Source organism: Aquimarina algiphila, from assembly GCF_007489275.1.
In the GTDB taxonomy this organism is placed as follows: Bacteria; Bacteroidota; Bacteroidia; order Flavobacteriales; family Flavobacteriaceae; genus Aquimarina; species Aquimarina algiphila.
The window spans coordinates 30,060-56,656 of the sequence record NZ_VLNR01000001.1 but is presented as its reverse complement, the minus strand read 5'-3'; the positions used below and the strand labels follow the sequence as shown (position 1 = coordinate 56,656).

Sequence of the window (26,597 nt, the reverse complement as noted above, 5' to 3'; positions counted from 1 at the left end):
GTTGTTCCTAAGGTTATTAATAAAGCCGATATGATAATGGTACTAAACATTAATTTGCTTTGCTTTGTGAGTTCAAATGTATAATTTTTTACTTTTAGAGAAAATTAAATTAACAGTATTCTTAAACTTTTGTTATTTCAATAATTAATGACTTGTTTCATTATAAAATTCCCAAAAAAATAAATGAAATAGATCTAATTAAGATCATATTTGTAAACAATAGAAACAATTGTAAAAATTTAACTTTATGAAGATATTTTCTGCGCAACAAATGCGCATGGCGGATGAAGCTACTATGCAATCCAAAAACATTACATCATTAGAATTAATGGAACAAGCGGCTCAGCAAGTTTTTAATTTAATTCATAATCGATTACAAGGGGCTCCAGTTTTAATTCATGTTTTTTGCGGTATTGGAAATAATGGAGGCGATGGGTTGGTTGTTTCACGATTATTATTAGAACATGGTTATAATATTAAAACCTATATTGTTAATTTCAGTGAGAACAGATCCAAAGATTTTTTGGTTAATTATGATCGATTAAAAGAGATTACATCTTCGTGGCCTATACAACTTAAATCTAAAGAAGATTTTCCTACAGTTAGTAGAGAGGATATGATTATTGATGCTATTTTTGGTATTGGTCTTAACAGACCTTTAGTTTCTTGGGTAGCTCAATTAATTAAGCATCTCAATACTTTTAGGTGTTTTACACTTTCTATTGATATTCCATCAGGATTATATGTTGATAAAGCTCCGGATGATTCTGAGGCGGTCATTTATGCAAATACTACGGTTACTTTTCAATTACCAAAACTAGTTTTCTTTTTACCTCAAACAGGTATGTATACACAAGATTTGGAAGTAATAGATATAGGTCTGGATCGTAATTTTTTAACTCAAAGCCCTGGTGTTGGCATATTAATTAGCAAAAATGAAGTACTTCCATTATATCGACCAAGGCATAAATTTAGCCATAAAGGAACCTTTGGACATTGTGTAATTATTGGAGGGAGTTATGGAAAAATTGGGAGCGTAGTATTAGCTACAAGATCTGCATTAAGAATTGGTGCTGGTTTGGTCTCTGCATATCTACCAGAGTGCGGATATGAAGTTATGCAATCTTCAGTTCCAGAAGCGATGGTCATTACAGATGATGATGATGAATTGGCAGAGATTCATCTTGACTTTAAGCCAACAGCTATTGGTATTGGTATTGGGATGGGGACAAATGAGAAGACCGTAAAAGCGTTTGAAAAATTCTTAAAACATAACCAATCCAGGCTAGTGATGGATGCTGATGGTATTAATATTTTGTCAAAACATCTTCAATTTTTTGAAAACCTACCAGAGAAAACCATTTTAACACCACATCCAAAAGAATTACAACGATTAATTGGAGAATGGAAAGATGATTTTGATAAGATTGAAAAAACAAAAGCATTCTCAAAGGAATACGATTGTATTGTTGTTATTAAAGGTGCTAATTCTATAACCATTTATGACAACCAACTATATGTAAATACTACGGGAAACCCAGGAATGGCAACTGCTGGAAGCGGAGATGTACTTACAGGAATAATTACGGGTTTATTATCCCAAGGATACGAACCTCTTCATGCAGCTGTTTTTGGAACATATTTACATGGAAGCTCTGCGGATATAGCGATTCAACAGACTAGTTTCGAAGGTTTATTGGCAAGTGATATTACCTCTTACATTGGTGCTGCGTTTCTTGAGTTGTTTAAAAGACCAGAAGCAGAAGGTCAAGTAGAATAATTTGGAGTATAAAGGTTTATTATTTTACATTGAAATAATATAGTTTTTTATACAATTTTGTGAGTGTTTTAGAGTTAATTTTATTGTAATGTATTTACATTTGAATAATAATATAAAAGCAAAATGATGACAAGAAAAATTTTAGTTTTAGCGACTCTTATTTTAGGGGTATTATTCACTTCGTGTTCTAGTGATGATGACGGACCTCCAGTAACTACTTTGCAATTAGAAACTATTGGATTACAACCTCTTACAGGAGGAAGTTCTTATCAAGGTTGGCTTATTGTAAATGGGCAGACGATACCCACAGCAAAATTTACAGACCCTTCTGGCATAGTTAATCTGGATGTATTTGCAGAAGATGCTGCGGCCGCTAATCAATTTGTAATTACTATAGAACCTGCCGGAGATATTGATAATGGACCTTCAGATGCTAAAATATTAACTGGTAATTTTAGTGGTACTGCGGCACCACTTACTTTTCAGACTGTTGTGGCTGATCTGTCTGCTGCTTCTGGGCAGTTTTTTTTAGCGACTCCTACAGATAATGCTGGAGGCGTAGATAATGGTAATGATGAGTTTGGGGTTTGGTTTATGAATGGTGCAAATGCAGCTGGTCTTTCGCTTCCTACTTTAGCAAGTGGATGGAAATATGAAGGTTGGGTTGATTTTGGAAATAAAATTGTATCTACAGGAACTTTTTCTGATGTTAACGCTACAGATGATGGAAATTTATTTAAAGGTTCTGGAGGTGATGTTCCTAGTTTTCCTGGTGAAGATTTTCTAGTTATTCCAAGTCAGGTTTCATTATCAGGAATTACATTTCCTGCGGCAGTTACTGGTAAAAGAGTATTTATTACTGTTGAGCCTTTTCAGGATAATGATTCTAATCCTTTTTTTATAGAACCTCTTAGTGCAACAGCAGGGATTACAACAGGTCCTGCAAATCCTGTAACGATGACTTCAAATACAGCAGTCCCTTCAGGAAGAGTGACTAGACCAAATTAAGACATTATATAGTTATAAAAATGATAAAAACTCTTACTTATATAGTAAGAGTTTTTTATTGTATAAATTTTTTTTAAATCTTTATTGGTTTTGTTCAAAAGAGAGTAAAAAGAATCCTTTAAAGAGTTTTTTTCCTTTTTCCTTTTCAGAATCAAGAAGTGGGTTATTATCCAGAATCAAACCAGCTAATGGGTATTTTTCTTTTTCATAAGCTTCTGAGATACTTTTTATATTATTATTGTTGATATGAACCATAAATAGAGATTTCATTTTTGTAAAGGCAGAAGGTAGTTCGGTGAATTGATTATATCCTGCGTGTATTACCCATGTTTTTTTCATTGCAGAGATACTATTAGGTAATACATTTAGATTGTTGTGATCAATATATAAGAAACGAACTTGATCTAATGCACCAATCGTTTCTGGTAATTGATCGAGATTGTTATGATCAATCCATAATGAATAAAGATTAGGTAATTCACCCAAAAGTGTATAATTATGCTTTTCTGATAATATATTGTATGATAAATTAAGATCTTTTATATGATGTAATGAAGTTGTATTATCAGGAAGTTTGGCGATATTATTTCCTTTAAGATTTAGAAACTCAATAGGTAGATCCGAAATTTTAGAAAACGTATCTTCAAGGTTTAGTTTTGGATTATAGGATAAGGATAATTGTTTTAAGTGGGATAATGTTTTGATCGATTTTGGCAGTCTTGATATATCTAAACTATCTAGTATTAGTATTTCTATTTGAGTGTGTTTTCCTAATTGTATAAATATATTATCTAAATTTGAAATCTTAGTATTACTAAGATTTAGCATTTTAAGATTCTTGTTTTTTACAATATATTCTGCTAAAGATTCGACGTTTTTATTACTAAAATCAAGTCTATGAACTTTTGATTTATTACGGTTTGGAGTCGAAGTATAAGTTTTACTGTAGTAAGTAGTATAAGTATTACAACTACTGTATAGTAATATTATAAGGAGTACTGATATAATGTTCCATTTATTAGTCATCTGTAGTGGATTTATAAAATGTATTTCCTGTAACTTCGAGATATAGCTTATCTGCTGTTTCTACTTTCCATGGAAAACGAGGATTTAAACCAATACCATCATGTAGTATATTTTGAATATAAGCCCCTGCTTTTTGACTATTCATACCTAATCTTGTATGAATACTATATGTATCGTTCTGATAAGTACCATAACCATATAGATTTCCATAAAATAAATCTTCATAAGGACCTAAGGTAAACCATACGTTTTTACGTCCATCATCTGAATTTATAGGGTTTCTGGGAGATTTGCTGTAATTTGGTCTTGATGTAAATAGATCAACTCCAAAACCAAGTTGGTAAATAGTTTTGTTATCCTCAATCTTAGTAAAACCAATATCGAGAGAACCAGTAACTCCATAATCTGTTCCAGCTCCACTAAACCAACCAATTCTAAAATCATTCAAAAAAGTAAGATGTATGTTATGGTTAGCATTACTAAACCTCATAAATAATGCTCCACGTTTTAGTCCATATGTTTTTAATTTTTTTGGTAAGTGATCTTTACCAAACCCAAACCCTAGCCCATTAAAACCTCCTTTCCCAAGAGGGTTAAATATAATAGCGTTATTCATGTTTGATATTGAAGAGCCCAATAAATTACTGTTTTTGCCAATTCCTCCTAAGGCAAAGAATTCATATGAATAAGCTAGACCATTCAATTTTATAGTATGTCGTTTCCTAAATTGATAAGACGCAAATGATATTCCACTTTCCAGAGAAAGATCTCCATAATTCAAAGTTCCAAATCCAAAAACACCCACTTTCAACCATTGATTCTGATTTCCCAGGGTAATTTCGGCTTTCAAAAGAATACCTCCATCTGCATCTATTCTTTGTGAAAATAAGAGCGAACAGTTTAAGAATATACATAGAAAAATCAATATCCTTGCTATATATGTATTCATTATCTCCTTGGGTGAAATGAATGTATTACTTCGCTTAAATGACTTCTGTCTATATGCATATATATTTCTGTAGTTGTAATACTTTCGTGACCTAACATCATTTGTATTGCTCTTAAATCTGCACCATTCTCCAACAAGTGAGTAGCAAATGAATGTCTAAATGTATGTGGACTAACTTGTTTATGTATTCCTGCTTTTTCAACTAGACGTTTTGTAATGGTAAAAATCATAGCTCGAGTAAGTTGTCTACCTCTTCGATTTAAAAATAATGTATCTTCAAATCCTTTTTTGATATCGATATGATTTCTTATTTGTGTGGTGTATAGATTAATATATTTTTGAGTTACTTCACCTATAGGTACAAACCTTTGTTTATTACCTTTACCGGTAACACTTATATATCCTTCATCAAAAAACAAACTAGACAATTTTAATTCTGTAAGTTCACTTACTCTTAATCCACATCCATATAAAGTTTCTATAATAGCCCTGTTACGTTCTCCTTCTGGCGTGCTTAGATCTATTTGATTAATGATAAGATCTATTTCTTCTAAAGATAATGTATCAGGTAGCTTTCTGCCTATTTTTGGAGACTCTATAAGTTCCATAGGATTGGAATCCCTATAATCTTCAAATACTAAGTAATTAAAAAAGCTTTTTAATCCCGAAATAATCCTTGATTGTGAACGAGCATTTACCAATTTTGCTGTCTCAAAGACAAATTGTTGTAGTATTTCTTTTTCTATAGAAAGGGGAGTAGATTCTATATTTTGCTCTTCAAGATATTTTAAAAGTCTTTGTATATCTAGAGTATAATTAATAATAGAGTTTTCAGAAAGTCCTCTTTCTATTTTTAAGTAGTGTTCGTAATCTTTTATGGCATGATTCCATTTCATTGCCTCTAATATAAAAAAGAAAACCATCCCAAAATACCTGAAACAGTTTAATAGTATAAAAAATTGATGATTTTATTATAAAAATAAAGCATATTCAATGTTAAATTGAAAGTTACCTTCTATATCATTATTTTATAATAAGATATGCATCAGTATTTTTTGTGTTTGTAAATTTAAAAATCACCATTATCGTTTTTTTGTAATGTCATAGTTTTATTTTGAATAACTTGGAAAGAGGAGTGTTATTACGACATAATTTAAAAACCATTTGTTGTATTGTTAAATCGGTAAAAGGGTTAGTTTTACCGTTGAATTTACAAAATCAATTACATTATGAAAAAACTTATGTTATTTGCAGTTTTAGCTTCTCTTAGTTTGGTGGCTACTGCACAGGAGGAATCAATTAGATTTGGAGCAAAAGCAGGTGTTAACTTTGCTAATATTTCTGGAGATGGAACAGATGGTGTTGATGGGAGAACTGGTTTCCATATTGGAGCATTAGTTGAAATTCCAATTTCAGAGAAATTTGCCTTTCAACCTGAATTATTATATTCTTCTCAAGGGGCTAAATTAGATGTTGGTAATTTAGAAACTACTACAAAAATAAATTACATTAATATTCCATTAATGGCAAAGTATTATGTGGCTCAAGGATTTAGCCTTCAGGCAGGGCCTCAAATTGGATTTCTAACTTCTGCCAAGGCCAAAGTTGAAGGGCCTGGAGTCGATGAAGACAATGATATTGATGATGCAATTAAAGGAATTGATTTTGGACTAAATTTTGGTCTAGGATATCAATTGGATATGGGATTATTTTTTGATGGTCGTTATAATTTGGGTTTATCTAATATTAATGATACTGAAAGTTCTGATGATGTAAAACAAAAAAACTCGGTAATCCAACTTTCTGTAGGGTATAAGTTCTAATATAGTATAATTAAAAATAAATAAAAGCATCCTGATATTTTAGGATGCTTTTTTGTTTGTAGTTTCTGGATTCTAAAAAATAAAACTACTTTTGAATAGTTAATAGTATTTAGATATAGAATAGATAAGCCTATTTTATTATATTACAATTTAAATAAGACGAATGAGAAATAATTTTTTTTTAATCACAACCATCTTAATGGTTATTACCTCTTCATTATATAGCCAGGATGAAGGTGAGGCATTGTATACACGTGCCGGATTTAAGTTTGGAGGAAATTATGCAAACATTACGGGAGATGCAGAAGATACTGATGCTAGAATACGCGTTCATTTGGGAGCAGTGATAGAGTTTCCTATTACTCGTCGATTTTTTATACAGGCAGAAGTTTTGTACTCTGCACAAGGGTATACATTTGATGAAGCAGGGGAGGAGAATAAAATTAGTTTAAATTATTTAGCACTACCTGTTGTTGCCAAGGTCTATTTTACAGATAAATTTAGCTTGGAAACAGGTCCTCAATTGGCCACATTAGCCAATGCTAGTGAATCTGCAGAAGATACTCCTGATGAATTCTTTGATTCCTTTTCTAATTTTGATTTTAGTTGGGGATTTGGAGCAGGTTATAAACTAGAGAGCGGTTTGTTTTTTCAAGTACGTTATAACCTGGGATTAACAAATATTGTTGATATAGAAGGGGTAGATATTGATAATAAGAATGCTGTAGGTCAAATATCGGTAGGGTATTTATTTAAAACTAAAAATAACAGAAGACAGAACGATCAGTAATATGAAGATTTTAATATTAAATGGCCCTAATTTAAATCTTCTAGGGAAGAGAGAACCGGGAATATATGGTAGTCAAACGTTTGATCAATTTTTTGTTCAATTACAAGAGCAGTTTTCTTCAATAGAATTAACTTATTTTCAATCTAATATCGAAGGAGAATTAATCACTAAAATACAGGAAGCAGATGACCTATTTGATGGTGTTGTTCTTAATGCAGGAGCTTATACCCATACTTCTATAGGGATTGGAGATGCTATAAAAGCAATATCAACTCCTGTGGTAGAAGTTCATATTTCTAATACATTTGGAAGAGAAGAATTTAGACATCAGTCCTATATTTCTCCAAATGCAAAAGGCGTTATTTTAGGTTTTGGCTTGCAAAGCTATGAGTTAGCTCTACAAAGTTTTTAATTAACAAGATTGTATACAGAATAAAAAAACACCTTACTGATCGTAAGGTGTTTTTTTTATGTTTATTTTTCCTTTTTATAGATGGATTACTTCACCATAAGCATCAGCCACAGCTTCCATTACAGCTTCACTCATTGTTGGGTGAGGGTGGATTGCTTTTAGTACTTCATGTCCTGTCGTTTCTAATTTTCTACCTAAAACGGCTTCAGCGATCATATCAGTAACACCTGCTCCAATCATGTGGCATCCTAGCCACTCACCATATTTAGCATCAAATATTACTTTGACAAAACCGTCTTTAGTTCCGGCAGCACTTGCTTTTCCAGATGCAGAGAAAGGAAATTTACCTATTTTTAATTCATAACCAGCTTCTTTAGCTTGTTTTTCTGTCATTCCCACACTCGCAATTTCTGGCGAGGCATATGTACATCCAGGGATATTTCCATAATCAATTGCTTCAACATGCATTCCTGCAATTTTTTCTACACATGTAATCCCTTCGGCAGATGCTACGTGAGCCAATGCTGGTCCATGTACAACATCTCCAATTGCGTAAACTCCCGGGATATTGGTTTGATACCAATCGTTTACAACTATTTTATCTCTATCAGTTGCAATACCTAATTCTTCTAATCCTATATTTTCTATATTGGTTTTGATTCCTACAGCAGATAATACAATATCTGCTTCAAGAACTTCTTCTCCTTTTTTAGTTTTTACTGTAGCTTTTACACCATCACCACTAGTATCTACACTTTCTACAGAAGAATTTGTCATTACCTTAATACCAGCTTTTTTGAAGTTTCGTTCAAACTGCTTAGATACTTCTTCATCTTCTAGAGGGACAAGAGTAGGAAGGAATTCTACAATAGTAACTTCAGTTCCCATAGCGTTATAAAAATGTGCAAACTCTACTCCGATAGCACCAGATCCAACAACGATCATTTTCTTTGGCTGAGATTCTAGAGTCATTGCTTCTCTATAACCAATTACTTTTTTACCATCTTGTGGTAAATTTGGTAGTTCTCTTGATCTGGCACCGGTAGCAATAACAATATGTTTTGCTTCATATTCTGAAGTTTTACCATCAGTATCAGTAACTTCAATTTTATTGCTAGCTTTTAGTTTTCCGAAACCATTAATAACATCGATTTTATTCTTTTTCATCAGAAACTGAACACCTTTGCTCATTCCATCAGCAACTCCACGGCTACGCTTTACAACAGCATCAAAATCTTTATCAAACTTATCTACAGTAAGTCCATAATCTGAAGCGTGCTTAAGGTATTCGAATACCTGTGCACTTTTTAGTAATGCCTTTGTAGGGATACATCCCCAGTTTAAGCAAACTCCTCCTAAACTTTCTTTTTCTATTATTGCGGTTTTAAGACCCAATTGTGAAGCTCGAATTGCGGTTACATACCCGCCGGGACCACTCCCTAAAACGATGATATCATATGTGCTCATAAATGTCGATTTTTTGAAGTCACGAATTTAAGGATAATTCGGCTAACCAAAAAAGGATTTAAGCATTCCATAAGAATATGAATTATATCATTAAGGAGTATAAAAAAAACACTACCCAAAGGATAGTGTTAATTTTTAATACTTTCTATAATAATAGTATTAATTATAATTGAAACTCTCTTTAAAAATCAAGTTTAAGTGCAGATTGCACAGCGTTAATGTCTGAAAAATCTATTTTTGAATCTTGAGCAAATCTAGATGGAACTATTACAATTCTAAATACTTGATTATCTGTAAAATTTGTGCCAACAAGGCCAATGTCTGGAGTATCTAATAAAATATCCACATCATTTAGTGTGAAATTAAACCTATAGGTCAATTCACCTCCACTATCCAAGATAATTAGTGGAGTAGGTAAAGGCTCCCAAACATCATTACCATTAACAACTTCTTCTAGACGATATACTAATACTACATCTGCATCAAATACTTCGACACCAGCAGGAAATGGGATATTAACAGCAAATTCTGGTCCTATAAAATCTACATTGTCAACTTCAAATGATTGCCCAATAGTATCAAAATCTGTATCATCGTCATTAGAACAAGATGTTAACATAAACGTAGTTATACAAAGTAATGTGAAAATTTTCTTCATGAATTCTAAATATTTATTTGTTGTAAATTTATTTTTTATCAAAGTCTATACTTACCGAGTTTACGCAATATCGCTGACCACTTGCTGTAGGGCCGTCGTCAAACACATGACCGAGATGACTACCGCAGTTTGCGCACAATATTTCTGTTCTTATCATACCATGCGAGGTATCTCTAACATATTCGATACTCCCTTCTATGGCTTCATCAAAACTGGGCCATCCACATCCAGAATCAAATTTTGTAGTGCTATCAAATAAAGCAACATGACATGCCATACATTCATATGTACCTTTATCAAAATGCATATTGAACTCTCCTGTAAATGGTCTTTCTGTTCCTTTTTGTCTTAATACTCTATATTGTTCTTCTGTAAGTTCTGTCTTCCATTCAGCTTCAGATTTCTGTATAGGATATTTACTCATTTCTTCGATTCTTTTGGTGTAAAAATTAAAGCATCTCCATTTATACAATGTCTCATTCCTGTAGTTTCTCTTGGGCCATCATTAAATACATGGCCTAAGTGTCCTCCACAAGTTCCACATAACAGTTCTGATCTTGCATATCCTAATTTATGATCAACATCTTTATCGACACTACCTTCTACAGCACGATCAAAACTTGGCCAACCAGTACCACTATCAAATTTATGTTCACTCTCGTATAATGGAGTGTTGCAAGCCGCGCAATGAAATGTACCTTTTGCATACAACTTATTTAGTGGACTAGAGAAAGGTCTTTCTGTTCCTGCTTGTCTGAGAATATAATATTGGTCAGAGGTTAAGATTTTTTTCCATTCGGCATTAGTCTTACTAACTGAATATGTCTTTTTTTCCTTAACTGTTTTTTGTTGAGCATTACTTGTACAGCTAATTGTTAGAACTCCTAAACATATTAAAATTAAACGTTTCATGTTTTTTTTGAATAAAGTTAAATAAAGTTTTAATTAATAGTCGTACAAATACTCTATGAATAACGTATCAACAACTATTCCAAAATAAAATTTTCGATTTTGGAGATAACTTCTAGAGTACCTAAAATTTTTCTATGACCTAATTGTTCAGTTATCAGTAGCTTACCATTTGTCAGGTTATCATTGATTTCATAAGCTGCACTATAATGAATATCTACATCATTTTTATCATGTATTACTAATGTGGGGATTTTAACGCCTAAAGCAGAAACTGCACCAGAATAATTGTCAAGATCCTCCCCATATCTTTTATCAAAATATGCCTTAAGTAAACGAGCTACTTTACTATTTAATTGTAGATTTTTAGCAAAGTTTTTGGTGATAGCAGTAATACTATTTGCAGTACCTATAATTACCAATTTTTTAATTTGTAAACCATATTTTGTAGCTCTTAGGAGTGACATTCCTCCTAAAGAATGCCCAATTGCTGCTTCAAAAGGACCGTACATTTCTTCTAACTGATAAATCGTTTCTATAAAATGGGGTAACATTGTTCTTTTTCCAGGAGAATCTCCATGAGCCGGAGCATCAAAGCTTATGGTGCTATATCCTTTTGCTATTAAGGCATCAGCTATTTTCGAAAGTTGTGTACCACTTCCTGACCAACCATGTACAAGAAGAATTTTCTTTTTTGAATCACCATAAGTATATACCATAACCTCTCTATTAATTTTTTTAATAAAGATTTGCTCTTTTTTGCTTGTAGCATACATTTTCTTTTCCCTTTCAGGGATTTTATAGCCAAATGGTGTCAAAAATATTCTAGCTGCAAATCTCGAGGCTAAAAGGGGGGAGATCCAATTTAGAATTTTCCCTGTATATAAAATAGATTTGGGAATTAGAAGGGTTTGAACGGGAATTAAATCTTTATCCTCTTTATTCATTATAACTATTTCGCTTTTATAAATGTTAAAATTAAAACAAGAAACCTCTTTCAGTTAAACAATTATGATTAATTAACATTCTAAAAAAAATGAGTGAACAAATATATTTCTCTAATTCCTTTATATAACCTTTTAAAGTATTTAATTTTGTAGCTTATTTTTTAATAGAGGGCTACATGGGATTACAACCCACAGGGATAGGTAAAAAAGAACAAAAAGTACTATATGATTACCAGAAACGGGATATAGACAAGATATTTAGTCGCTTACAAGAGTTTCCAGAAAAATATAATCTATTATATCAACTTCCAACAGGAGGGGGAAAAACTGTTATATTTTCTGAAATAGTAAGAAGGTATATTGAGTCTTCCAGAAAAAAAGTAGTTGTTCTTACACACCGTATAGAGCTTTGTGGTCAAACCTCTAAAATGCTTACCGAATTTGGAGTTAAAAATAAAATTATAAATAGCTCGGTAAAGCAACTCGATGATCAAAACGAGTATATGTGCTTTGTTGCTATGGTCGAGACACTGAATAATAGATTAAATGAAGATCATTTAGAACTCGATAATATTGGAATGGTTATTATTGATGAGGCACATTATAACTCATTTAGAAAGCTCTTTCGTTTTTTTAAAAATTGTTTTATCCTGGGAGTAACTGCTACACCGCTTAGTTCTAATATGAAGCTTCCCATGAAAGATAATTATAATGAATTGATTGTTGGAGATACAATTAGTTCATTGATAAATAGCGGATTTTTAGCAACTCCTGTTATATATACCTACGATGTAGGTTTAGGGTCTCTTAAGATAGGAATGAACGGTGATTATACTGTAAAATCATCAGAAGAGTTGTATACAAATATGTTAATGCAAGATAAATTGTTGTATTCATATGAAGAAAGAGCAAAAGGTAAAAAGACACTGATTTTTAATAATGGGATCAATACATCCATTTATGTGTATGAGACCTTTAAAAAAGCAGGATATGCTATTCGCCATTTGGATAATACGAATAGTAAACAAGAAAGAGAAGATATTTTAGCATGGTTTAAAAATACTAAAGATGCTATACTTACTTCGGTTAGTATTCTTACTACGGGTTTTGATGAGCCTACAGTAGAATGTATTATACTTAATCGGGCAACAAAATCACTTACATTGTATTTCCAAATGATTGGTAGAGGATCCAGGATTCTGCCAACCAAACAAGAATTTTCTATACTGGATTTGGGCAATAACACGGCGAGATTTGGTTTATGGAATTCTGATGTGGATTGGCAATCTATATTTAGGTCTCCTGATTTTTATTATGATAATCTAGTGGGGGATGAAGAGATTGAACGTAATTTTAAATATGTACTTCCTGAAGATTTAAGAAAAGAATTTTCAAATTCTGAAGATATTGATTTTGATATTGAAGAAGAATACGCAAAAACAAAACGTTTTGGATTGAGAAGTCTTACCGTTCTTGAAAAATCCATAGAGCAACATGCAAAAATGTGTGTTCAGAATAGTGAAGATGTTTTTGATGCTCGAATTTTGAGCAAACTTTTGGATCAGGATATAGAATATAGGGTACGTCGATATTCTTATTGTATTAGTAAAAGTACCAAAAACTATCGGGATTGGTTGGAAGAGGATTATAAACGAAAACTGAGATCCAAAATTAATCAATTATTTATGGATTAAACAATTGATTAATCTTAGGTTAGATAATGTGTTTATATTTCTATCTCCCCAACCAAATAAAGTACAGAATACCCGCTTAGAAAAACACGATCTCCTTCAATTCTACATTCTAATTGCCCTCTTCTTGCTGATAATTGTTCTGCAAAGAGATGTTTTTTATTTAATTTTTCTGCCCAAAAAGGAACAAGAGAAGCATGGGCTGAGCCTGTTACAGGATCTTCAGGATGTGCTTCTGGATTGGCATCAAAAACGCGAGATACAAAATCAACATTTTTACCTTTAGCAGTAATTATAGTGCATAAATATGGAAGTCCTTTAAGTGCTTCTAGGTTTGGCGAAGCGTTTAATATTTCTTTCTCAGAAGAAAGTGTAATAATTAAATCTCTTGCTGCATAAGTCGCAATAGGTTTTACTTTAAATGCATCATATACTTCTTTTGGAATTTCAATTGGTGCAGGCATCCTAGAAGGAAAATCTAAAGTGATTGACCCATTATCTTCTTTTTTTGCCTTAAGTATTCCACTTTTTGAAGAAAATGTAACTTCATCTATAGATGTATCCAGATAATTAAAAATGATATAAGCAGATGCTAATGTGGCATGTCCACATAAATCAATTTCTTCATATGGCATAAACCATCTTATTTCATAAATATCATCTTTTTTTACAAAATATCCTGTTTCTGCCAAGTTGTTTTCTATTGCAATATTTAATAACGTTTTATCATCAAGCCAATATGGCAAATGACAGATAGCAGCTGGGTTACCTCCAAATAAAGTTTTGGTAAAAGCATCTACCTGATATATGGGTATTTTCATTGTTTTATTTTAAATGAGTTAATATTTTTTATAAATCATGCCAGTAGTATCACTAGTTAATATTTCTGTATATACATTAACTACATCTTCAATATTTACCGGGAAATACCCAGCAAATTTTTTGTTTTCAGGAAAATCACCTGCAATTGCACCAGGAGCTGCGACATTGAGCCTGATACCTCGATCAAGTTCATTAGAGGCTGCATTTACAAAACTATGTATTGCACCATTTACAAGAGAAAGTCCTACGGCATTAGGCTCATAATGTTCTGCAAGGATACCAGTTGTTAATGTAATGGAAGCATTATCTTTTAAATAGTTTTTTGCTATGTGTACTAAATTTACCTGTCCCATTAGTTTACTTTTTATTCCTACATAATAATCTTCTTCTTTAAGATCAGAAAAATGTTTCCATGATGCCGTCCCTGCGGCATTAATTACAGCATCTAATTTTGGGAGTTTTTTGAATAGATGTTTAATAGAATTCACATCTGTAATATCGATAGGGTAGTCAGTACTACCTCTATTGGCTCCATATACTTCATGACTCTGACTTACCAGTCTTTTATATATAGCTGAACCTATAGTGCCACTTGAACCGATTACTAAAACTTTCATATTTGATTTTTAATTTATATATTTTTATAATTATATATTTAATTTTGTAAATATGTTATACTAAATTTTTACAATTCTTTATTCATAATTTCTAAGAACTCTTTTATTACTTTTTCGTTCCTTTTAAAGTACGTCCATTTTCCATGCCTTGTTGCTATAAGTAATCCGGCCTTTCTCATCCCTGTAAGGTAGTGAGATATTGTTGGTTGTGATAATCCCGACTTATCTTTAATATTTTGTCCACAGACACCATCGTTAAAATGTCCTAGTTCTATATGGGGTGGAAAATTTGCTTCAGGATCTTTCAACCATTTAAGTATATCCAACCGAGTCGAATTTGCTAAGGCTTTATTTATCTCAAGAATCATTTGATTATTCATTTTACAAATATACATATTTAATTTTATAAATATGTTAAGTGATTGGAAACAATTATCGCTGCTATTACAGGGTACTTTTATGTATTTTAAAATTCTATTTTTTAGTGTTTTATAAAAAAAAATAATTTTATCTGTAACAAAATTTCATAATGCTCGTCTAGTAAATATAAGTAATAAAGAAATTGTAATTTATTGAATAAAAGTAAATTAGTTTTAACAATAGCTGTTAGGCGCTTATCTTAATACTTCTTGGGATAGGTGCTTTTCAAAAAAAAATTACTAGGTTTCAAAAAAATACATTGTTCTTTATTGACACAAAATAAAAGTTCGAACGACATAGATGAGAGCGCTTATCCTGATATTTCTTGGGATGAGTGCTTTTTGTTTTTACGGTTTTTAGTATTAAAACAGTATATATTTTGAGTTTTTCCTGTATTTGAATATCTAGTAATTGTCTTATTTTTATCATAAATATAAATTGATAATTTTAATGACTTTGTAACAGAAGAAAGTAAGTATATTTTAATGTTAAAATTAAACTTACAGATTTGTCTAGTTTCTATTATCAATATTCGATAGACCTTAATTAACCATATATATTTACACAAATGAAAATTCTTTTGAATTTAGACGGTATCAAAACTCTAAGTAAAGAAGAACAAAGTAAGATTTCTGGAGCAGCACGTTATGCTTGTGAACAGAGGGGTATATTTTGTTGTGAACTTGCACCAGGTGCGGCTATTTGCGATGCAGGTAGGTGTATAGGTATTGGAGGGTCAGGTGGTTGTCTGTGGTATTAACCATTGCTCAAAAAAAGATTTGAAAAAGAGACTGTTAATTAACAGTCTCTTTTTTTATTTGATGATTTGTTAGCCATAAATTATTACTAAGAATAATAGTAAGTTGGTTGTGTATACAGAGCTCCATACTAATTGTGTTTCTTTAAGATATTTTACCCAAGGAGATATCTGTAGACATGAATGATTTTTTGTTGCTATCGACATACTGTATTTGATAAAGCATACACACAGGTCTTAAACCACTTTTTGATTAAATAAAGAGGTAGATTACATCATTAGAGAAAAATAATTACTAATCTTGCAAAAGATGAATATTATTCCAAATATACCCGTAAAAACAATTGCTATAAAACTAAGGCCTTCTGCAGAGAAAATGGTCAAAAGAAGGCATCCTTGGATTTTTGAAGATAGTATTATTAAACAAAATAAAGAGGGTAATCCAGGAGATTTGGTGGTTGTTTATGATAATAAAAAGAATACTTTTTTGGCTTGTGGGTTGTACGATCCATATTCTCCAATACGAGTTAAGCTTTTACACTATGGGAAACCAGTCAAAATTAATAAAGAATGGTTTGAAGCAATTATTTTAAAAGCATATGAATTAAGAAAACCTTTACTTGAAACCGATACAAATAGTTATAGACTGTTATTTGGAGAAAATGATCATCTTCCGGGATGTATTGCAGATGTGTATGATGGGGTATTGGTAATTAAGTTATATTCACAAATTTGGTTTCCGTATTTGAATTACATTGTGGAACATTTGGTTGCAATAAGCTGTTGTATTACTGTTGTGCTACGTTTAAGCAGATTGTTACAATCTAAAGGCGAATTATATGATCTAAAAGATGGTCGGGTAATCTATGGGGTTTTAGAAGAGGATGTTGTTGTTTTTAGAGAACATGGAGTGTTGTTCTCAGCAAATGTAATTAAAGGACACAAAACTGGATATTTTCTGGATCATCGCCATAATCGAAAAAGAGTAGGGGAGTTAGCCAAAGAAAAAACAGTGTTAGATGTGTTTTCTTATGCAGGTGGCTTTTCTGTGCATGCATTAGCCGGTGGAGCTAATGAAGTTGTGAGTCTTGATATTAGCAAGCATGCCTTAAATATGGCCAAAGAAAATGTCAACCTTAATACATGTAGTGGAAAACATAATATTATTGTAGCCGATGCTTTTGAAGGACTACAAAATCTGATAAATACAAATAAAAAGTTTGACATTGTGGTCATTGATCCACCTTCGTTTGCAAAACGAGAAAATGAAATTGATAAAGCAAAAACTAGCTATGCTCGACTTGCTAGGTTAGGAGCTCAATTAGTAGTTAAAAATGGATTGTTAGTATTAGCTTCTTGTTCTTCGAGAGTTATAAAAGAAGATTTTTTTAAAATCTCTGAGGATAACATTTTAAGTACTGGCAGAACTTTTGAAGTTTTAGAAAAAACAACTCATGATATTGATCATCCTATAATTTTTGCAGAAGGTGCATATCTTAAATGTGGATATTATAGAGTACATTAACTACAATGGTAACCTTTCTCTCCTAACAATGTAGAAGGGAAGGTACTACTTTGATTATTTTTAATGCCTTCCGAACACATGGATTTTTGCTTTTTTTCTTGATGAATTTTTGGTGTCATAGAAAAATGTAATATCTCTTATAATTCTTTTGTTTCCTTTTAAATCGATGACTCTTGTTGCACTTCTACGAGAAAAGTTATATCTTAATTGGATCACATCTTTTTCTCCATTACCATATTGAACAACCATTCTGTGCATATTAATAGAGCCTCCTGTGATTTTTATTTTAAGTTTTTTAAACGCTCCTTCTTTGGCCGTTACTTTTATAATATCTTTATCTAATTTGTAATTAACTATTTTGGAGCCTAAATATTCCCAGTTAGCAATATTTGAAGAAAAACTACTGGTTATCAGTAAGATAAATAATAATAATAAAGAATGGTGAATTTTTTGTGTGGCTGTATGTTTCATAGTTTATGAATGTTTTGATTTGTAATTAAAACACTTTAATTACAAAAAGGTTTAATTTCATAAAGAATAAAAAGTATTTCAAAATGAAAGCGGGATGAATTATTATAATTCATCCCGCTTTCAATAAGAGTGGTTAATATCGATAATAGTTAGTTAGAGGATAGCATTGCAAAAAACTTATCCATATTTGGTAATAAAACTATCCTAGTACGTCTGTTGATAGCCATATTTTCTTTAGAATCGTTTTCTACTAAAGGTTTATAACTGCTTCTTCCTGATGCAATTAATTTTGAAGGATCAACATTATAAGATGTTTGTAGTTTTCTGATAATTGATGTAGCTCTTTTTACACTTAAATCCCAATTATCTTGTATTACAGCATTACTTATGGTTCTAGGATCAGTGTGTCCTTCAACCATAACTTCTAAACTTGGCTCAGAGTTAATAACATCTGCTAATTTTTGTAATACTTCATCAGCTTTATTGCTTATGCGGTAGCTACCACTGTTAAAAAGCATTTTATCTGAAATAGATATCATAACAACAGTATTGTCTACGTTTATAGAAATATCGTCATCTTCTTTCAAGTTATCAGATAGATTACTTTTTAAATTGTAAGAAACTGCTAGATTCATTGAATCTTTTAAAGATGTAGCTCCTTGTAGTTTTTGTTGATCAACATTGGCTAAAGTTGCTTTCATACTTTCCTTTGTTTTATTAGAAATAGCCGCAATCCCATCTACCATCACCATTTTCTCATCATTTGATTCTTTCAAAGAATTAATTTTAGCATTATAATCAGCCACTCTGGACTCAATCTTTGCAAATTTTTCTTCTAATTCTTCCTTTTCTACTGCAGTTTTCTGTAAAGTACTACGTGTGTCTTGTAATTCTTGTTCAAGAGCAACATACTTCTTTTTAGATACACAGGATGTCATAACTAAAACTCCAGATAACGCAATTAATGTGAATGATCTTTTCATGGTTATTTAATTAATAATTAGTGTTTAATTAACTACCGCTAACTGCATTTATTGCTTTTGCAGATATTAATGTTTTCATATGAATTTCTTAAAATATGTTAATAATTTTGACAAACAATATTATCCCGTAACACTCTTACGGAAGTTCTATATCTAGATATTTTTTAAGTGTTTGATTTTCAAATTTGTATCTATGATATCATATTGTAAATCAAATTTTCTATTAAATAAAATATTGATTTGTTGTAATAACGTATTATTTTTACAGTTATATTGTAGAAGAATTTAAAGCCTGAAATCTATTTTAATTTGTAAAATGTATTGTAATTGATGTTTTTAATTAAAAAGAGGCTTGTATTTGGTTTCCTGATTCTATTATCTTTTTCTATGATATCTGCTCAGGAAATTATTGAAACAAAAGAAAAAGTACCAGTAGATCATAAAAAACTAATTTTTCAAGGAGATATAATCTACCTACCTATATATCCCAATAATATAGTTTCTTCTAATAATGAATTACTTTCAAGAGATTTAGGAGTAAAAAATAAAGAAGAATTTAATGCTAAATGGGATAATCAACGATTTAACCCATACTGGGATGAATCATTGTCTTTTCCTTTTCAATTGACTTTTCATGATACTAATTTTTCATCACCGGTTACCCGTAAGATGGTGGTTACTTCTCGTTATGGGTGGAGAAGAGGAAGGCCTCATCAAGGTATAGATATTGATCTTCAAACTGGAGACAGTGTAAGATCTATACTAGATGGTAAAGTTAGGTATGTAGGATATCATGGAGGGCATGGAAATACGGTTATAGTTAGACATTACAATGGCTTAGAATCGGTATATGCACATTTATCAAAAACATTAGTCAAGGAGAATGACGAAATAAAAAAAGGTAATGCTATAGGAAAAGGAGGAGTGACAGGAAACGCAAGAGGTAGTCATTTACATTTAGAAGTAAGATATCATGGGAAAAGTATTAATCCAGAATATTTATTTGAGTTTACAACTGATACTAAAATAAGATCAGATGTACTTTTTGTAACTAGAAAATGGGCAACACCAAGATTTCATAGATCAACAAGGAAGAGTAAAATAGTAATTCATAAATCCATTGATGATATTACAGTATTCGAAGAGCAACAAAAAAAGATTTATACGGTAAAAAAAGGGGATACCCTTCATAGAATTGCCAATAGACATGGATTAGCTGTTTCCGAAATCTGTAAAACTAATTCTATAAAATATAATACAGTACTAAAAATCGGACAACAGATAATTATCAACTAAGTACTGAATTCTCAATATGTTTATGAATCATTTCTAATAAATGATTTTTGTTATAAGGTTTTAAAATGTAATCATTTAGTCCTGCTTGAATGATTTGTCTATTTAATTGGGTTACGTCTACTGCTGTTAGAGCAATAATAGGTGTTTTTAAATCAAATTCTCTTATTCTTTTTGTTGTTCCAATACCATTAAGCTTGGGCATGTTAATGTCCATTAAAATGACATCATACACATTTTCTTTTGCCAATTTAATAGCATCAAAGCCATTATCAATAGTTGTACAATCAAATTGCTCTTTTGATAACATTTTATCTGCTACTAATAGGTTTAATTTATTGTCATCTACAATTAGAGCTTTGAATTTTGTGCCAGAATTGACCTCAAAAACAGAATTTTGATGGGCCTGTTCTTCCTTGACTTGTTGTGTTTTAAAATCAATCACAAATACATATTCTGATCCGACATGAGAATTATTCTGAATAATTATTTCTGCATTTACAGCTTCTGCCAGTCGGTTTACTATTCTTGAGTTTATACCTGTACCCAAATACCATTTTTTTTCATTTTCTACATTAATAAACTCTTGATAGATTGATTTTTGATCCTCTTTTGATACCTCATATCCATCATGAGTAATTTTAAAAGAAATTGTAGAAACATCCCCTTTTTTCTTAATCAAACTTACTGAGAAATAAACATTTCCATTCTTTGTGAATCGTAGAGCATTACTCACAAGATTCATAAGTATCTGGGACAAAATTGCAGGATCTCCTTTAACAGTTTGGCTTATTTCAGCATCAAAATCAAAGTGCAAAATGTTATCACTGTTTTCTGTCGCATAACTAAAAGACTGAACAAGATTTTGAGTAACGTCTTTTAAATTAAATATAGTATTTTGTACAGTGACTTCTTCATTATCAAGAAAACTTACTTGAAGAATATTATTAATTAAGGTAAGTAGGTAATTTCCGGAAAACTTCAGCGATTTTATTTTTTTATCGTCTTTAAGTTCTGGGTGTTCTTCTGCTAAAAGATTTGTCAACCCCATTATTCCATACAAAGGAGTTCTCAATTCTTGACTGAGAATAGAAATAAAATCTTGCTGAAATTGAACTTGTTTTTCAGATGTATTGAGTAAAGATTGCAATTCATTACTTTTCTCATCCAGCCTTTTTTTGACTCCTTGGTATTTTAACCATAAAAAAAGAATTACAGCGAATAGGATACCGATAATTATATAATATATCATACTTTATATTTAAAAACAAATTAAAAGATATAAGGATTATCTTACAAATTTAAGTACAGTTTTTTTAATTAACTTTTACAATAAGATGGGTATAATATGACATACGTTAAAATTGGAAGTTTAATTACACACTTTTGAATTAAAATAATAAGTTATCTTATAATATGCAATTCCTAAAATCGTAACGAAAAATCTAACTTTTGGAACAATATAAAAAATGGTACAAAGTTTGACAGTTTTTAATTAAAATGCTTCTTGTAAGTTATTGGCTTTCAGAGTAATTTTCGATTGTAAATAATAAACAAAATATTATAAGTTTAAGTTATAAAATATATTTAAATAACTATAAATCATGTGTTTGAATTAACAATAAATTAATTGTTGTTCATGTACAATTGACGATTTGTTATTGATTTGGCCAACTACAGAGAAGATTAATGTAATTATTATAAATTTATAACGTCCTATTATATATTGGTTATAGGATATAATGGGTACTTTTGCAAGTAATTAACATTATTAACCCTCTATAATCTTTATATTTACATTAAACAAGCGTGGTACGAAAAGATATGAAAGCTAAACTAATTATAGTTTTTTTGTTGTGTATGGCAGGAGTGATACAGGCTCAGGTAGAAAGTTCTACCTCTTTACGTATTGACGCAAAAAGTGATTTAAAAACTGATAAGTACAGTTTGTCTACAGGGCTTCCAAAATCAGATTTCAATAGTAATATCCCGTTGTATACTGCACCAAAAGAGTTGAGTGAATATGGCCGTCGCAAACAAACATTTGATATGACTGGTAATGATGGCTTTTTTAAACCAGAAATTAAAGGCACTCCAAAGTGGTTTAAAAAAGATAAAGAAATAAAGGAAGAATATAAAAGTGATCAGTATCTTGGTGATTTCAAAAGTGATGGTAAATTTGTCAGATTGTTGTATAGAGATCATCAATTTGTTGATGGTGATATAGTGAGAATTTTTATTAATGATGATGTAATCGTACAAAGTGCATATCTTTCAGGAAAATTTCAAGGAATTTCAATCGATCTAATCAAAGGGTTCAATAAAATCGATATTCAGGCTCTTAATCAGGGTGAATCTGGACCTAATACTGCAGAATTTCATTTATATGATGATCAAGGAAATTTACTTACCAGTAATGAATGGAATTTAACAAAAGGAGTTAAGGCTTCTCTAATTGTCGTAAAAGAATAATCAGGTTTTTTTAAAAGTTGCATGCTCTTCTTTAGCAACTTGTTTTTCAATGTATTTTTATGTTAAGTGTAGTTATTTTATAATTTTTTATAAATATGCTGTGATTTTTTCTATGTAATAGTTACTAATAAGAAAAACATAAGCTTATATGGCCAAAGAGTATGAGTTTACTCAAATTATTAAAGATCATGAAGGTGTTATTTTTAAAATAACCACCATCTATACTAATAATCATGAAGATCAGAAAGATCTCTATCAGGAGATTGTCTATCAGTTGTGGAAATCATTTGACAATTTTAGAGGAGATTCAAAAATTAGTACATGGATGTATCGTGTAGGGCTTAATACTGCAATTACCAGATTAAAAAAGGAGAAGAGAAAAGGAAATCAGATTGGAATTGATCAGGTGATCATGAAACAAACAGATCAATACGATACAGAATTTGAGGAACGATTAAAGATTCTTTATGCACATATACATGGTCTTAATGAATTGGAAAAAGGATTAATGTTATTGCTTTTAGAAGGAAAAAAATACGAGGAAATAGCAAGTATAACAGGTTTGTCTCCTAGCAATGTTGGTACCAGAATTTCGAGAATCAAACAAAAATTGAAGACACAAATTGTAAAAAAATAATGGGTATGGAATTAGAAGAAATGCAAGCAGTTTGGTCCCAAATGAGTGATCAGATAGAAAAACAAAAAAAATTAACGGATAAAATGATTATTATGATGACACAAGAGCAGTACAGAAAGAAATTGAATAAAATAGCATACCCTGAAATAATAGGAGCAGTCATTTGCTATAGTGTTGCAATATTGATCTTATTTAATCTCGAAAAACTAGATAATTGGTATTCATTAGTATCTGGATTAATATCAGTAGTTACACTTTTAGTATTACCTGTTTTATCTCTAAAATGGATAAGTAAAATGCGAAATATTAATATTTCTGGAAATAGCTATAAAGAAACATTGATTGAATATACTAAAGGGAAACAACGATTTAAAAAAAGTATGAAACTTGGATACTATTTAGGATTTGTACTCATGTTTGTTATTATGCCTGTTTCTTCAAAAATTATTAAAGGTAAAGATTTGTTTACAGAGACAAAATCTATTTGGCCAATAGTAATAGCCATTCCACTGGCAATTATATTCTTTTTTGTTTTTACAAAATGGGTATATAAGTCTTATACTGGAAGTATGAATTCTGCAGAGGTACTAATTAAAGAACTTGAAGAAAAAGAATAAATTATTGTAAAATAAAAAGGGCCGTTTTTACAGCCCTTTTAAATTTTAAAAATATTAAAACAAACAGATGTTTACGCTCCGCAACGTCCGTTGTTAGACCATCTTCCGTTAGATCCAAGAGTATATAAGAATCCGTTATAAGTTACTTTATCTCCTGCAGAATAATTATTATTTCTATTGTATTCTGAAACACCTTCACAAATATCTGCACTTACCGGTGTGTCAGTACATTCTGCAATTCTATTCCATCTTGTAAAATCTCTTTCGTATAAGAAACCTCTGTAGGTAACTTTATCGCCAACAGAATAGCTCTGACCTCTTACCCATGCGGCAATGCCTTCGCAAGGATTTACAGATGGATTTCCTCCACCACCTCCATCACCTGGATATGCATTATTGGTTCCTTGGATATCCAAAGGAGAAATTGCAGCTCTTCTTCTAGGTAAAACGTTACCATTTAGATCTGTTATTGTAGGTTGACCATTTTTACTAAATGTATAGCTTCCGTACATCATAGTAGAATTAATGTCAAAATCTCTGGTAATTAGAGTTGCAGAATTACTTTTGAAAAACTGATCTTCTGCACCATCCTGAATATTATTGAAGTTGATAATAATATGATTATCTCTATCAGAACGATTTTGCTCATGGATATACCCTAAGGTATGTCCGATTTCATGGATAGTTACGACGGCACTAGTTCTCGATCCTAAACGAATAAAACCTCTAGAACCATTCATCCCTAATGTAGCAACCCCACAATTACAATCTCTACCATTACTGCTGATTGTTACATAATTAGACTCATTGGTACGTTCTTTAAAACGAACATTTGTTTTACTAGTCCATTCATCCATAGATTTTTGAAGCTCGTCTCTAACAAATTGGTTTAATCCATTTTGGATAACATAAACAATGGTATTATTAGTCCATTTACGTACACCACCTCCAAGTCCAAGCTTTGCATTTACTTCATCAGTAGGTTCTTCTGTGTTAGAAACAGGGATAGCTGTATCACTTAATTGATCTTCGAATAATCTAACATCAGTTCCTTGAAGGCTAAACGTGCCATCATTTTCTTTTTTCACACGAACACGTTCTCCTAAGAAAAACTTTTCTATAGTTTGTTCTTCTTGACTAGTGGGGTCTGTTGACTGATCAAATTCTTCATTTTTTTCGCAAGAAATAAATGATAGGGCAATGGCAAGAACACCAATTTTTAATCCATTTAATACTGTCTTTGTTTTCATTAAGTTTGATTTTGAGTTTATGACAATTAATAGTTTTACAAGTAGGTTAACTAGTCAAAAACTCATATTAGTGTTTAAGATGATGTTAAAAAAATTGTTAAAGTTTCTTAAAAAATGAAGGTATTGAAATTAAAAAACCTGAATCTATGATCATGATTCAGGTTGTGAATGGCACTAATATATTCTTAACTAATTAGGAAATCCAGCCCTTTGATGTAGAATTTTTAGAAAACCACACTAAAAAGAGTGCAACAACTACAACGATAATAGGCATAATGATTCGTGCCCCGGATAATGGTATAAAATCTTGTAAAAAGAAATTATAAGTCGTTTGAGCAAGGACGCCAATGAGGGATAAAATAAGTAGGGTAGAAGCCCATTTTTTCTTAATCAATAGTGCTATACACCCCAGAGCACCAGCAAATACGGCAATAGCAAATGCTGCTGTTACCCAAGCGGGTGTATTATTATAAAAATTCTGGTCAGCTTCTGGCAATGCCTTTAACGCTTCTTGTGTCATATATGCTTGACTAATATAGGCCATGACTCCCATAATATTCCATATAAGAGCCACAACAGCAATTATCCAGAACCATACGGGTGGTTTGTTTATTGTTTTCATAATTCATTGATATTAAGTTGTTTGTTTGTAACAATGTAATCAGAAACTGTGTGAATTACAAATTTGAGAAAACACTGGTCATAATTGATTTTTTGAGATTTGGTTCAAGAAGTTTATGGGTTTTAGTATTAAATGTTATCAAAATTATAAAATCTACAATCGTAATGAGTTTTTAACTAGATTCGCGCCTTCGAACAACGAACTCATTTTGCTCTTAAACCTAGTAATGAATATGTTGAAACCATTAATGAAAGAAAGGCTTATTCAGAAATATAGCCTTGATATGGGTGAGGTCTTTTTTTTTGAGAATTATCTAATTATTGAAGTCGCAGAAGGTATATGTTTTAATCACGAAAAAGCAACCGAACTCTCTCTGCTAACAAATTTACATTTTGGTAACCGTCCTTTTGGTTACATTTCTCATAGAATAAATTCATACTCTTTAAAACCTACGGATTATATGAAAATAAGGGAGGTGTTTCCAAATCTTGCAGTATTTGTGGTTGTTGCATATACTACTGCACAAGAAATTAGCGTAAAAATAGAAAGAATATTTTATCATGATAAGATAATGATATTTGAAACACTTGAAATGGCAGTAGCTTCGGTTAAGAAGTGTCTTGAGCTGGAAACGCAAGAGAAATAAATACC

29 protein-coding genes are annotated in these 26,597 nt (G+C 31.2%); 13 read left to right on the top strand and 16 right to left on the bottom strand.

All coding sequences use genetic code 11. The features are described 5' to 3' along the window. Positions 1-247 precede the first annotated feature (247 nt). Together FOF46_RS00300 and FOF46_RS00295 are read left to right on the top strand one after the other, a co-directional pair. The gene (locus FOF46_RS00300; protein ID WP_143915073.1) at positions 248-1,780 is read left to right on the top strand and encodes an NAD(P)H-hydrate dehydratase; all 1,533 of its coding nucleotides are present in this window, start codon (positions 248-250) and stop codon (positions 1,778-1,780) included. A 126-nt stretch (positions 1,781-1,906) separates the two neighbouring features. Next, positions 1,907-2,788 carry an anti-sigma factor gene (locus FOF46_RS00295; protein ID WP_143915072.1) on the top strand — a complete coding sequence of 294 codons (882 nt, stop codon included), beginning with the start codon at positions 1,907-1,909 and terminating at the stop codon, positions 2,786-2,788. Positions 2,789-2,869: 81 nt separating this feature from the next. On the opposite strand, the gene FOF46_RS00290 is transcribed toward FOF46_RS00295, so the two are convergent. The 3 genes from FOF46_RS00290 to FOF46_RS00280 are packed head-to-tail and all read right to left on the bottom strand — an operon-like array spanning position 2,870 to position 5,659. After that, positions 2,870-3,814: a leucine-rich repeat domain-containing protein gene (locus FOF46_RS00290; RefSeq protein WP_143915071.1), complete on the bottom strand. Its 945-nt coding sequence runs from the start codon at positions 3,812-3,814 to the stop codon at positions 2,870-2,872. Next, positions 3,807-4,763, bottom strand: a complete 957-nt coding sequence (locus FOF46_RS00285; protein ID WP_143915070.1) for a hypothetical protein — start codon at positions 4,761-4,763, stop codon at positions 3,807-3,809. Before FOF46_RS00285 ends, FOF46_RS00290 begins: the two co-directional genes overlap by 8 nt. After that, a complete protein-coding gene (locus tag FOF46_RS00280) occupies positions 4,763-5,659 on the bottom strand; it encodes a site-specific tyrosine recombinase (RefSeq protein ID WP_109437855.1) in 897 nt (298 codons plus the stop codon). Before FOF46_RS00280 ends, FOF46_RS00285 begins: the two co-directional genes overlap by 1 nt. 333 nt (positions 5,660-5,992) lie before the next feature. On the opposite strand from FOF46_RS00280, the gene FOF46_RS00275 reads away from it, so the two are divergent. The 3 genes from FOF46_RS00275 (at position 5,993) to aroQ (ending at position 7,788) form a co-directional block, all read left to right on the top strand. Then, positions 5,993-6,586: a porin family protein gene (locus FOF46_RS00275; protein WP_109437465.1), complete on the top strand. Its 594-nt coding sequence runs from the start codon at positions 5,993-5,995 to the stop codon at positions 6,584-6,586. Positions 6,587-6,749: 163 nt separating this feature from the next. After that, entirely contained in the window at positions 6,750-7,376 is a 627-nt protein-coding gene (locus FOF46_RS00270; RefSeq protein WP_143915069.1) for a porin family protein, read from the top strand. A gap of 1 nt (position 7,377) precedes the next feature. Next, entirely contained in the window at positions 7,378-7,788 is a 411-nt protein-coding gene (aroQ, locus tag FOF46_RS00265; protein ID WP_109437463.1) for a type II 3-dehydroquinate dehydratase, read from the top strand. A 75-nt stretch (positions 7,789-7,863) separates the two neighbouring features. Here aroQ and lpdA read toward each other — a convergent pair whose 3' ends face one another. The 5 genes from lpdA to FOF46_RS00240 all read right to left on the bottom strand — a co-directional run bounded on the left by lpdA (position 7,864) and on the right by FOF46_RS00240 (position 11,769). Further along, positions 7,864-9,255, bottom strand: coding sequence for a dihydrolipoyl dehydrogenase (gene lpdA / locus FOF46_RS00260; RefSeq protein ID WP_109437462.1), 1,392 nt, complete (start codon positions 9,253-9,255; stop codon positions 7,864-7,866). 181 nt (positions 9,256-9,436) lie between these two features. Beyond that, positions 9,437-9,913 (bottom strand): hypothetical protein, encoded by a 477-nt coding sequence (locus FOF46_RS00255; protein ID WP_143915068.1) that lies wholly within the window; start codon positions 9,911-9,913, stop codon positions 9,437-9,439. A gap of 28 nt (positions 9,914-9,941) precedes the next feature. Further along, complete coding sequence (msrB, locus tag FOF46_RS00250) at positions 9,942-10,337, bottom strand: peptide-methionine (R)-S-oxide reductase MsrB (protein ID WP_109437460.1); 396 nt, start codon at positions 10,335-10,337, stop codon at positions 9,942-9,944. Continuing rightward, the gene (msrB, locus tag FOF46_RS00245; RefSeq protein ID WP_143915067.1) at positions 10,334-10,825 is read right to left on the bottom strand and encodes a peptide-methionine (R)-S-oxide reductase MsrB; all 492 of its coding nucleotides are present in this window, start codon (positions 10,823-10,825) and stop codon (positions 10,334-10,336) included. Before msrB (FOF46_RS00245) ends, msrB (FOF46_RS00250) begins: the two co-directional genes overlap by 4 nt. Before the next feature lie 74 nt (positions 10,826-10,899). Next, the gene (locus tag FOF46_RS00240) at positions 10,900-11,769 is read right to left on the bottom strand and encodes an alpha/beta fold hydrolase (RefSeq protein WP_143915066.1); all 870 of its coding nucleotides are present in this window, start codon (positions 11,767-11,769) and stop codon (positions 10,900-10,902) included. A gap of 176 nt (positions 11,770-11,945) precedes the next feature. On the opposite strand from FOF46_RS00240, the gene FOF46_RS00235 reads away from it, so the two are divergent. Continuing rightward, the gene (locus FOF46_RS00235; RefSeq protein ID WP_109437457.1) at positions 11,946-13,463 is read left to right on the top strand and encodes a DEAD/DEAH box helicase; all 1,518 of its coding nucleotides are present in this window, start codon (positions 11,946-11,948) and stop codon (positions 13,461-13,463) included. A 32-nt stretch (positions 13,464-13,495) separates the two neighbouring features. Here the strand turns inward: FOF46_RS00235 and FOF46_RS00230 are convergent, their stop codons facing one another. From FOF46_RS00230 to FOF46_RS00220, 3 genes are all read right to left on the bottom strand, one after another. Continuing rightward, positions 13,496-14,281, bottom strand: a complete 786-nt coding sequence (locus tag FOF46_RS00230; protein ID WP_143915065.1) for a PhzF family phenazine biosynthesis protein — start codon at positions 14,279-14,281, stop codon at positions 13,496-13,498. 18 nt (positions 14,282-14,299) lie between these two features. Beyond that, on the bottom strand, positions 14,300-14,899 hold the full coding sequence (locus FOF46_RS00225) for a short chain dehydrogenase (RefSeq protein ID WP_143915064.1): 600 nt from the start codon (positions 14,897-14,899) through the stop codon (positions 14,300-14,302). Positions 14,900-14,967: 68 nt separating this feature from the next. Continuing rightward, positions 14,968-15,267 (bottom strand): ArsR/SmtB family transcription factor, encoded by a 300-nt coding sequence (locus tag FOF46_RS00220; RefSeq protein WP_244299545.1) that lies wholly within the window; start codon positions 15,265-15,267, stop codon positions 14,968-14,970. A 632-nt stretch (positions 15,268-15,899) separates the two neighbouring features. Between FOF46_RS00220 and FOF46_RS00215 the strand changes: the two genes are divergently transcribed. After that, positions 15,900-16,079 (top strand): hypothetical protein, encoded by a 180-nt coding sequence (locus FOF46_RS00215; protein WP_143915063.1) that lies wholly within the window; start codon positions 15,900-15,902, stop codon positions 16,077-16,079. A gap of 307 nt (positions 16,080-16,386) precedes the next feature. Then, positions 16,387-17,601 carry a class I SAM-dependent rRNA methyltransferase gene (locus FOF46_RS00210; protein ID WP_109437452.1) on the top strand — a complete coding sequence of 405 codons (1,215 nt, stop codon included), beginning with the start codon at positions 16,387-16,389 and terminating at the stop codon, positions 17,599-17,601. Positions 17,602-17,661: 60 nt separating this feature from the next. Here the strand turns inward: FOF46_RS00210 and FOF46_RS00205 are convergent, their stop codons facing one another. Continuing rightward, the gene (locus FOF46_RS00205) at positions 17,662-18,072 is read right to left on the bottom strand and encodes a DUF2541 family protein (RefSeq protein WP_109437451.1); all 411 of its coding nucleotides are present in this window, start codon (positions 18,070-18,072) and stop codon (positions 17,662-17,664) included. 149 nt (positions 18,073-18,221) lie between these two features. Then, positions 18,222-19,055 (bottom strand): OmpA/MotB family protein, encoded by an 834-nt coding sequence (locus FOF46_RS00200; RefSeq protein ID WP_143915062.1) that lies wholly within the window; start codon positions 19,053-19,055, stop codon positions 18,222-18,224. A 330-nt stretch (positions 19,056-19,385) separates the two neighbouring features. Here FOF46_RS00200 and FOF46_RS00195 point away from each other — a divergent pair, with 330 nt between their 5' ends. Further along, entirely contained in the window at positions 19,386-20,351 is a 966-nt protein-coding gene (locus FOF46_RS00195) for a peptidoglycan DD-metalloendopeptidase family protein (protein WP_244299548.1), read from the top strand. On the opposite strand, the gene FOF46_RS00190 is transcribed toward FOF46_RS00195, so the two are convergent. Beyond that, positions 20,344-21,600 (bottom strand): response regulator, encoded by a 1,257-nt coding sequence (locus FOF46_RS00190; protein ID WP_143915061.1) that lies wholly within the window; start codon positions 21,598-21,600, stop codon positions 20,344-20,346. The two genes, FOF46_RS00195 and FOF46_RS00190, sit on opposite strands and share 8 nt — an antisense overlap. A 572-nt stretch (positions 21,601-22,172) precedes the next feature. Between FOF46_RS00190 and FOF46_RS00185 the strand changes: the two genes are divergently transcribed. The 3 genes from FOF46_RS00185 (at position 22,173) to FOF46_RS00175 (ending at position 24,074) form a co-directional block, all read left to right on the top strand. Next, positions 22,173-22,820 (top strand): hypothetical protein, encoded by a 648-nt coding sequence (locus FOF46_RS00185; protein WP_143915060.1) that lies wholly within the window; start codon positions 22,173-22,175, stop codon positions 22,818-22,820. A gap of 148 nt (positions 22,821-22,968) precedes the next feature. Continuing rightward, positions 22,969-23,457: an RNA polymerase sigma factor gene (locus FOF46_RS00180; protein WP_143915059.1), complete on the top strand. Its 489-nt coding sequence runs from the start codon at positions 22,969-22,971 to the stop codon at positions 23,455-23,457. A gap of 5 nt (positions 23,458-23,462) precedes the next feature. Continuing rightward, complete coding sequence (locus FOF46_RS00175; protein WP_143915058.1) at positions 23,463-24,074, top strand: hypothetical protein; 612 nt, start codon at positions 23,463-23,465, stop codon at positions 24,072-24,074. 71 nt (positions 24,075-24,145) lie between these two features. Here the strand turns inward: FOF46_RS00175 and FOF46_RS00170 are convergent, their stop codons facing one another. Both FOF46_RS00170 and FOF46_RS00165 read right to left on the bottom strand, forming a co-directional pair. After that, positions 24,146-25,324 carry a M12 family metallopeptidase gene (locus FOF46_RS00170; protein ID WP_143915057.1) on the bottom strand — a complete coding sequence of 393 codons (1,179 nt, stop codon included), beginning with the start codon at positions 25,322-25,324 and terminating at the stop codon, positions 24,146-24,148. Between the two features lie 193 nt (positions 25,325-25,517). Beyond that, positions 25,518-25,946, bottom strand: a complete 429-nt coding sequence (locus FOF46_RS00165) for a hypothetical protein (RefSeq protein WP_143915056.1) — start codon at positions 25,944-25,946, stop codon at positions 25,518-25,520. Positions 25,947-26,178: 232 nt separating this feature from the next. On the opposite strand from FOF46_RS00165, the gene FOF46_RS00160 reads away from it, so the two are divergent. Beyond that, positions 26,179-26,592, top strand: a complete 414-nt coding sequence (locus FOF46_RS00160; protein WP_143915055.1) for a hypothetical protein — start codon at positions 26,179-26,181, stop codon at positions 26,590-26,592. Positions 26,593-26,597 lie beyond the last annotated feature (5 nt).

What these genes read in the sequence shown, in the direction of transcription:
- FOF46_RS00255 (WP_143915068.1), bottom strand. Translation starts at nt 9,913, where the DNA reads ATGAAGAAAATTTTCACATTACTTTGTATAACTACGTTTATGTTAACA.
- FOF46_RS00210 (WP_109437452.1), top strand. Translation starts at nt 16,387, where the DNA reads ATGAATATTATTCCAAATATACCCGTAAAAACAATTGCTATAAAACTA.
- FOF46_RS00225 (WP_143915064.1), bottom strand. Translation starts at nt 14,899, where the DNA reads ATGAAAGTTTTAGTAATCGGTTCAAGTGGCACTATAGGTTCAGCTATA.
- msrB (WP_109437460.1), bottom strand. Translation starts at nt 10,337, where the DNA reads ATGAGTAAATATCCTATACAGAAATCTGAAGCTGAATGGAAGACAGAA.
- FOF46_RS00170 (WP_143915057.1), bottom strand. Translation starts at nt 25,324, where the DNA reads ATGAAAACAAAGACAGTATTAAATGGATTAAAAATTGGTGTTCTTGCC.
- FOF46_RS00165 (WP_143915056.1), bottom strand. Translation starts at nt 25,946, where the DNA reads ATGAAAACAATAAACAAACCACCCGTATGGTTCTGGATAATTGCTGTT.
- FOF46_RS00300 (WP_143915073.1), top strand. Translation starts at nt 248, where the DNA reads ATGAAGATATTTTCTGCGCAACAAATGCGCATGGCGGATGAAGCTACT.
- FOF46_RS00285 (WP_143915070.1), bottom strand. Translation starts at nt 4,763, where the DNA reads ATGAATACATATATAGCAAGGATATTGATTTTTCTATGTATATTCTTA.
- FOF46_RS00275 (WP_109437465.1), top strand. Translation starts at nt 5,993, where the DNA reads ATGAAAAAACTTATGTTATTTGCAGTTTTAGCTTCTCTTAGTTTGGTG.
- FOF46_RS00160 (WP_143915055.1), top strand. Translation starts at nt 26,179, where the DNA reads ATGTTGAAACCATTAATGAAAGAAAGGCTTATTCAGAAATATAGCCTT.
- FOF46_RS00235 (WP_109437457.1), top strand. Translation starts at nt 11,946, where the DNA reads ATGGGATTACAACCCACAGGGATAGGTAAAAAAGAACAAAAAGTACTA.
- FOF46_RS00175 (WP_143915058.1), top strand. Translation starts at nt 23,463, where the DNA reads ATGGAATTAGAAGAAATGCAAGCAGTTTGGTCCCAAATGAGTGATCAG.
- FOF46_RS00270 (WP_143915069.1), top strand. Translation starts at nt 6,750, where the DNA reads ATGAGAAATAATTTTTTTTTAATCACAACCATCTTAATGGTTATTACC.
- FOF46_RS00205 (WP_109437451.1), bottom strand. Translation starts at nt 18,072, where the DNA reads ATGAAACATACAGCCACACAAAAAATTCACCATTCTTTATTATTATTA.
- FOF46_RS00295 (WP_143915072.1), top strand. Translation starts at nt 1,907, where the DNA reads ATGACAAGAAAAATTTTAGTTTTAGCGACTCTTATTTTAGGGGTATTA.
- FOF46_RS00220 (WP_244299545.1), bottom strand. Translation starts at nt 15,267, where the DNA reads ATGATTCTTGAGATAAATAAAGCCTTAGCAAATTCGACTCGGTTGGAT.
- FOF46_RS00290 (WP_143915071.1), bottom strand. Translation starts at nt 3,814, where the DNA reads ATGACTAATAAATGGAACATTATATCAGTACTCCTTATAATATTACTA.
- FOF46_RS00185 (WP_143915060.1), top strand. Translation starts at nt 22,173, where the DNA reads ATGAAAGCTAAACTAATTATAGTTTTTTTGTTGTGTATGGCAGGAGTG.
- lpdA (WP_109437462.1), bottom strand. Translation starts at nt 9,255, where the DNA reads ATGAGCACATATGATATCATCGTTTTAGGGAGTGGTCCCGGCGGGTAT.
- FOF46_RS00240 (WP_143915066.1), bottom strand. Translation starts at nt 11,769, where the DNA reads ATGAATAAAGAGGATAAAGATTTAATTCCCGTTCAAACCCTTCTAATT.
- aroQ (WP_109437463.1), top strand. Translation starts at nt 7,378, where the DNA reads ATGAAGATTTTAATATTAAATGGCCCTAATTTAAATCTTCTAGGGAAG.
- FOF46_RS00180 (WP_143915059.1), top strand. Translation starts at nt 22,969, where the DNA reads ATGGCCAAAGAGTATGAGTTTACTCAAATTATTAAAGATCATGAAGGT.
- FOF46_RS00230 (WP_143915065.1), bottom strand. Translation starts at nt 14,281, where the DNA reads ATGAAAATACCCATATATCAGGTAGATGCTTTTACCAAAACTTTATTT.
- FOF46_RS00280 (WP_109437855.1), bottom strand. Translation starts at nt 5,659, where the DNA reads ATGAAATGGAATCATGCCATAAAAGATTACGAACACTACTTAAAAATA.
- FOF46_RS00195 (WP_244299548.1), top strand. Translation starts at nt 19,386, where the DNA reads ATGTTTTTAATTAAAAAGAGGCTTGTATTTGGTTTCCTGATTCTATTA.
- msrB (WP_143915067.1), bottom strand. Translation starts at nt 10,825, where the DNA reads ATGAAACGTTTAATTTTAATATGTTTAGGAGTTCTAACAATTAGCTGT.
- FOF46_RS00200 (WP_143915062.1), bottom strand. Translation starts at nt 19,055, where the DNA reads ATGAAAAGATCATTCACATTAATTGCGTTATCTGGAGTTTTAGTTATG.
- FOF46_RS00190 (WP_143915061.1), bottom strand. Translation starts at nt 21,600, where the DNA reads ATGATATATTATATAATTATCGGTATCCTATTCGCTGTAATTCTTTTT.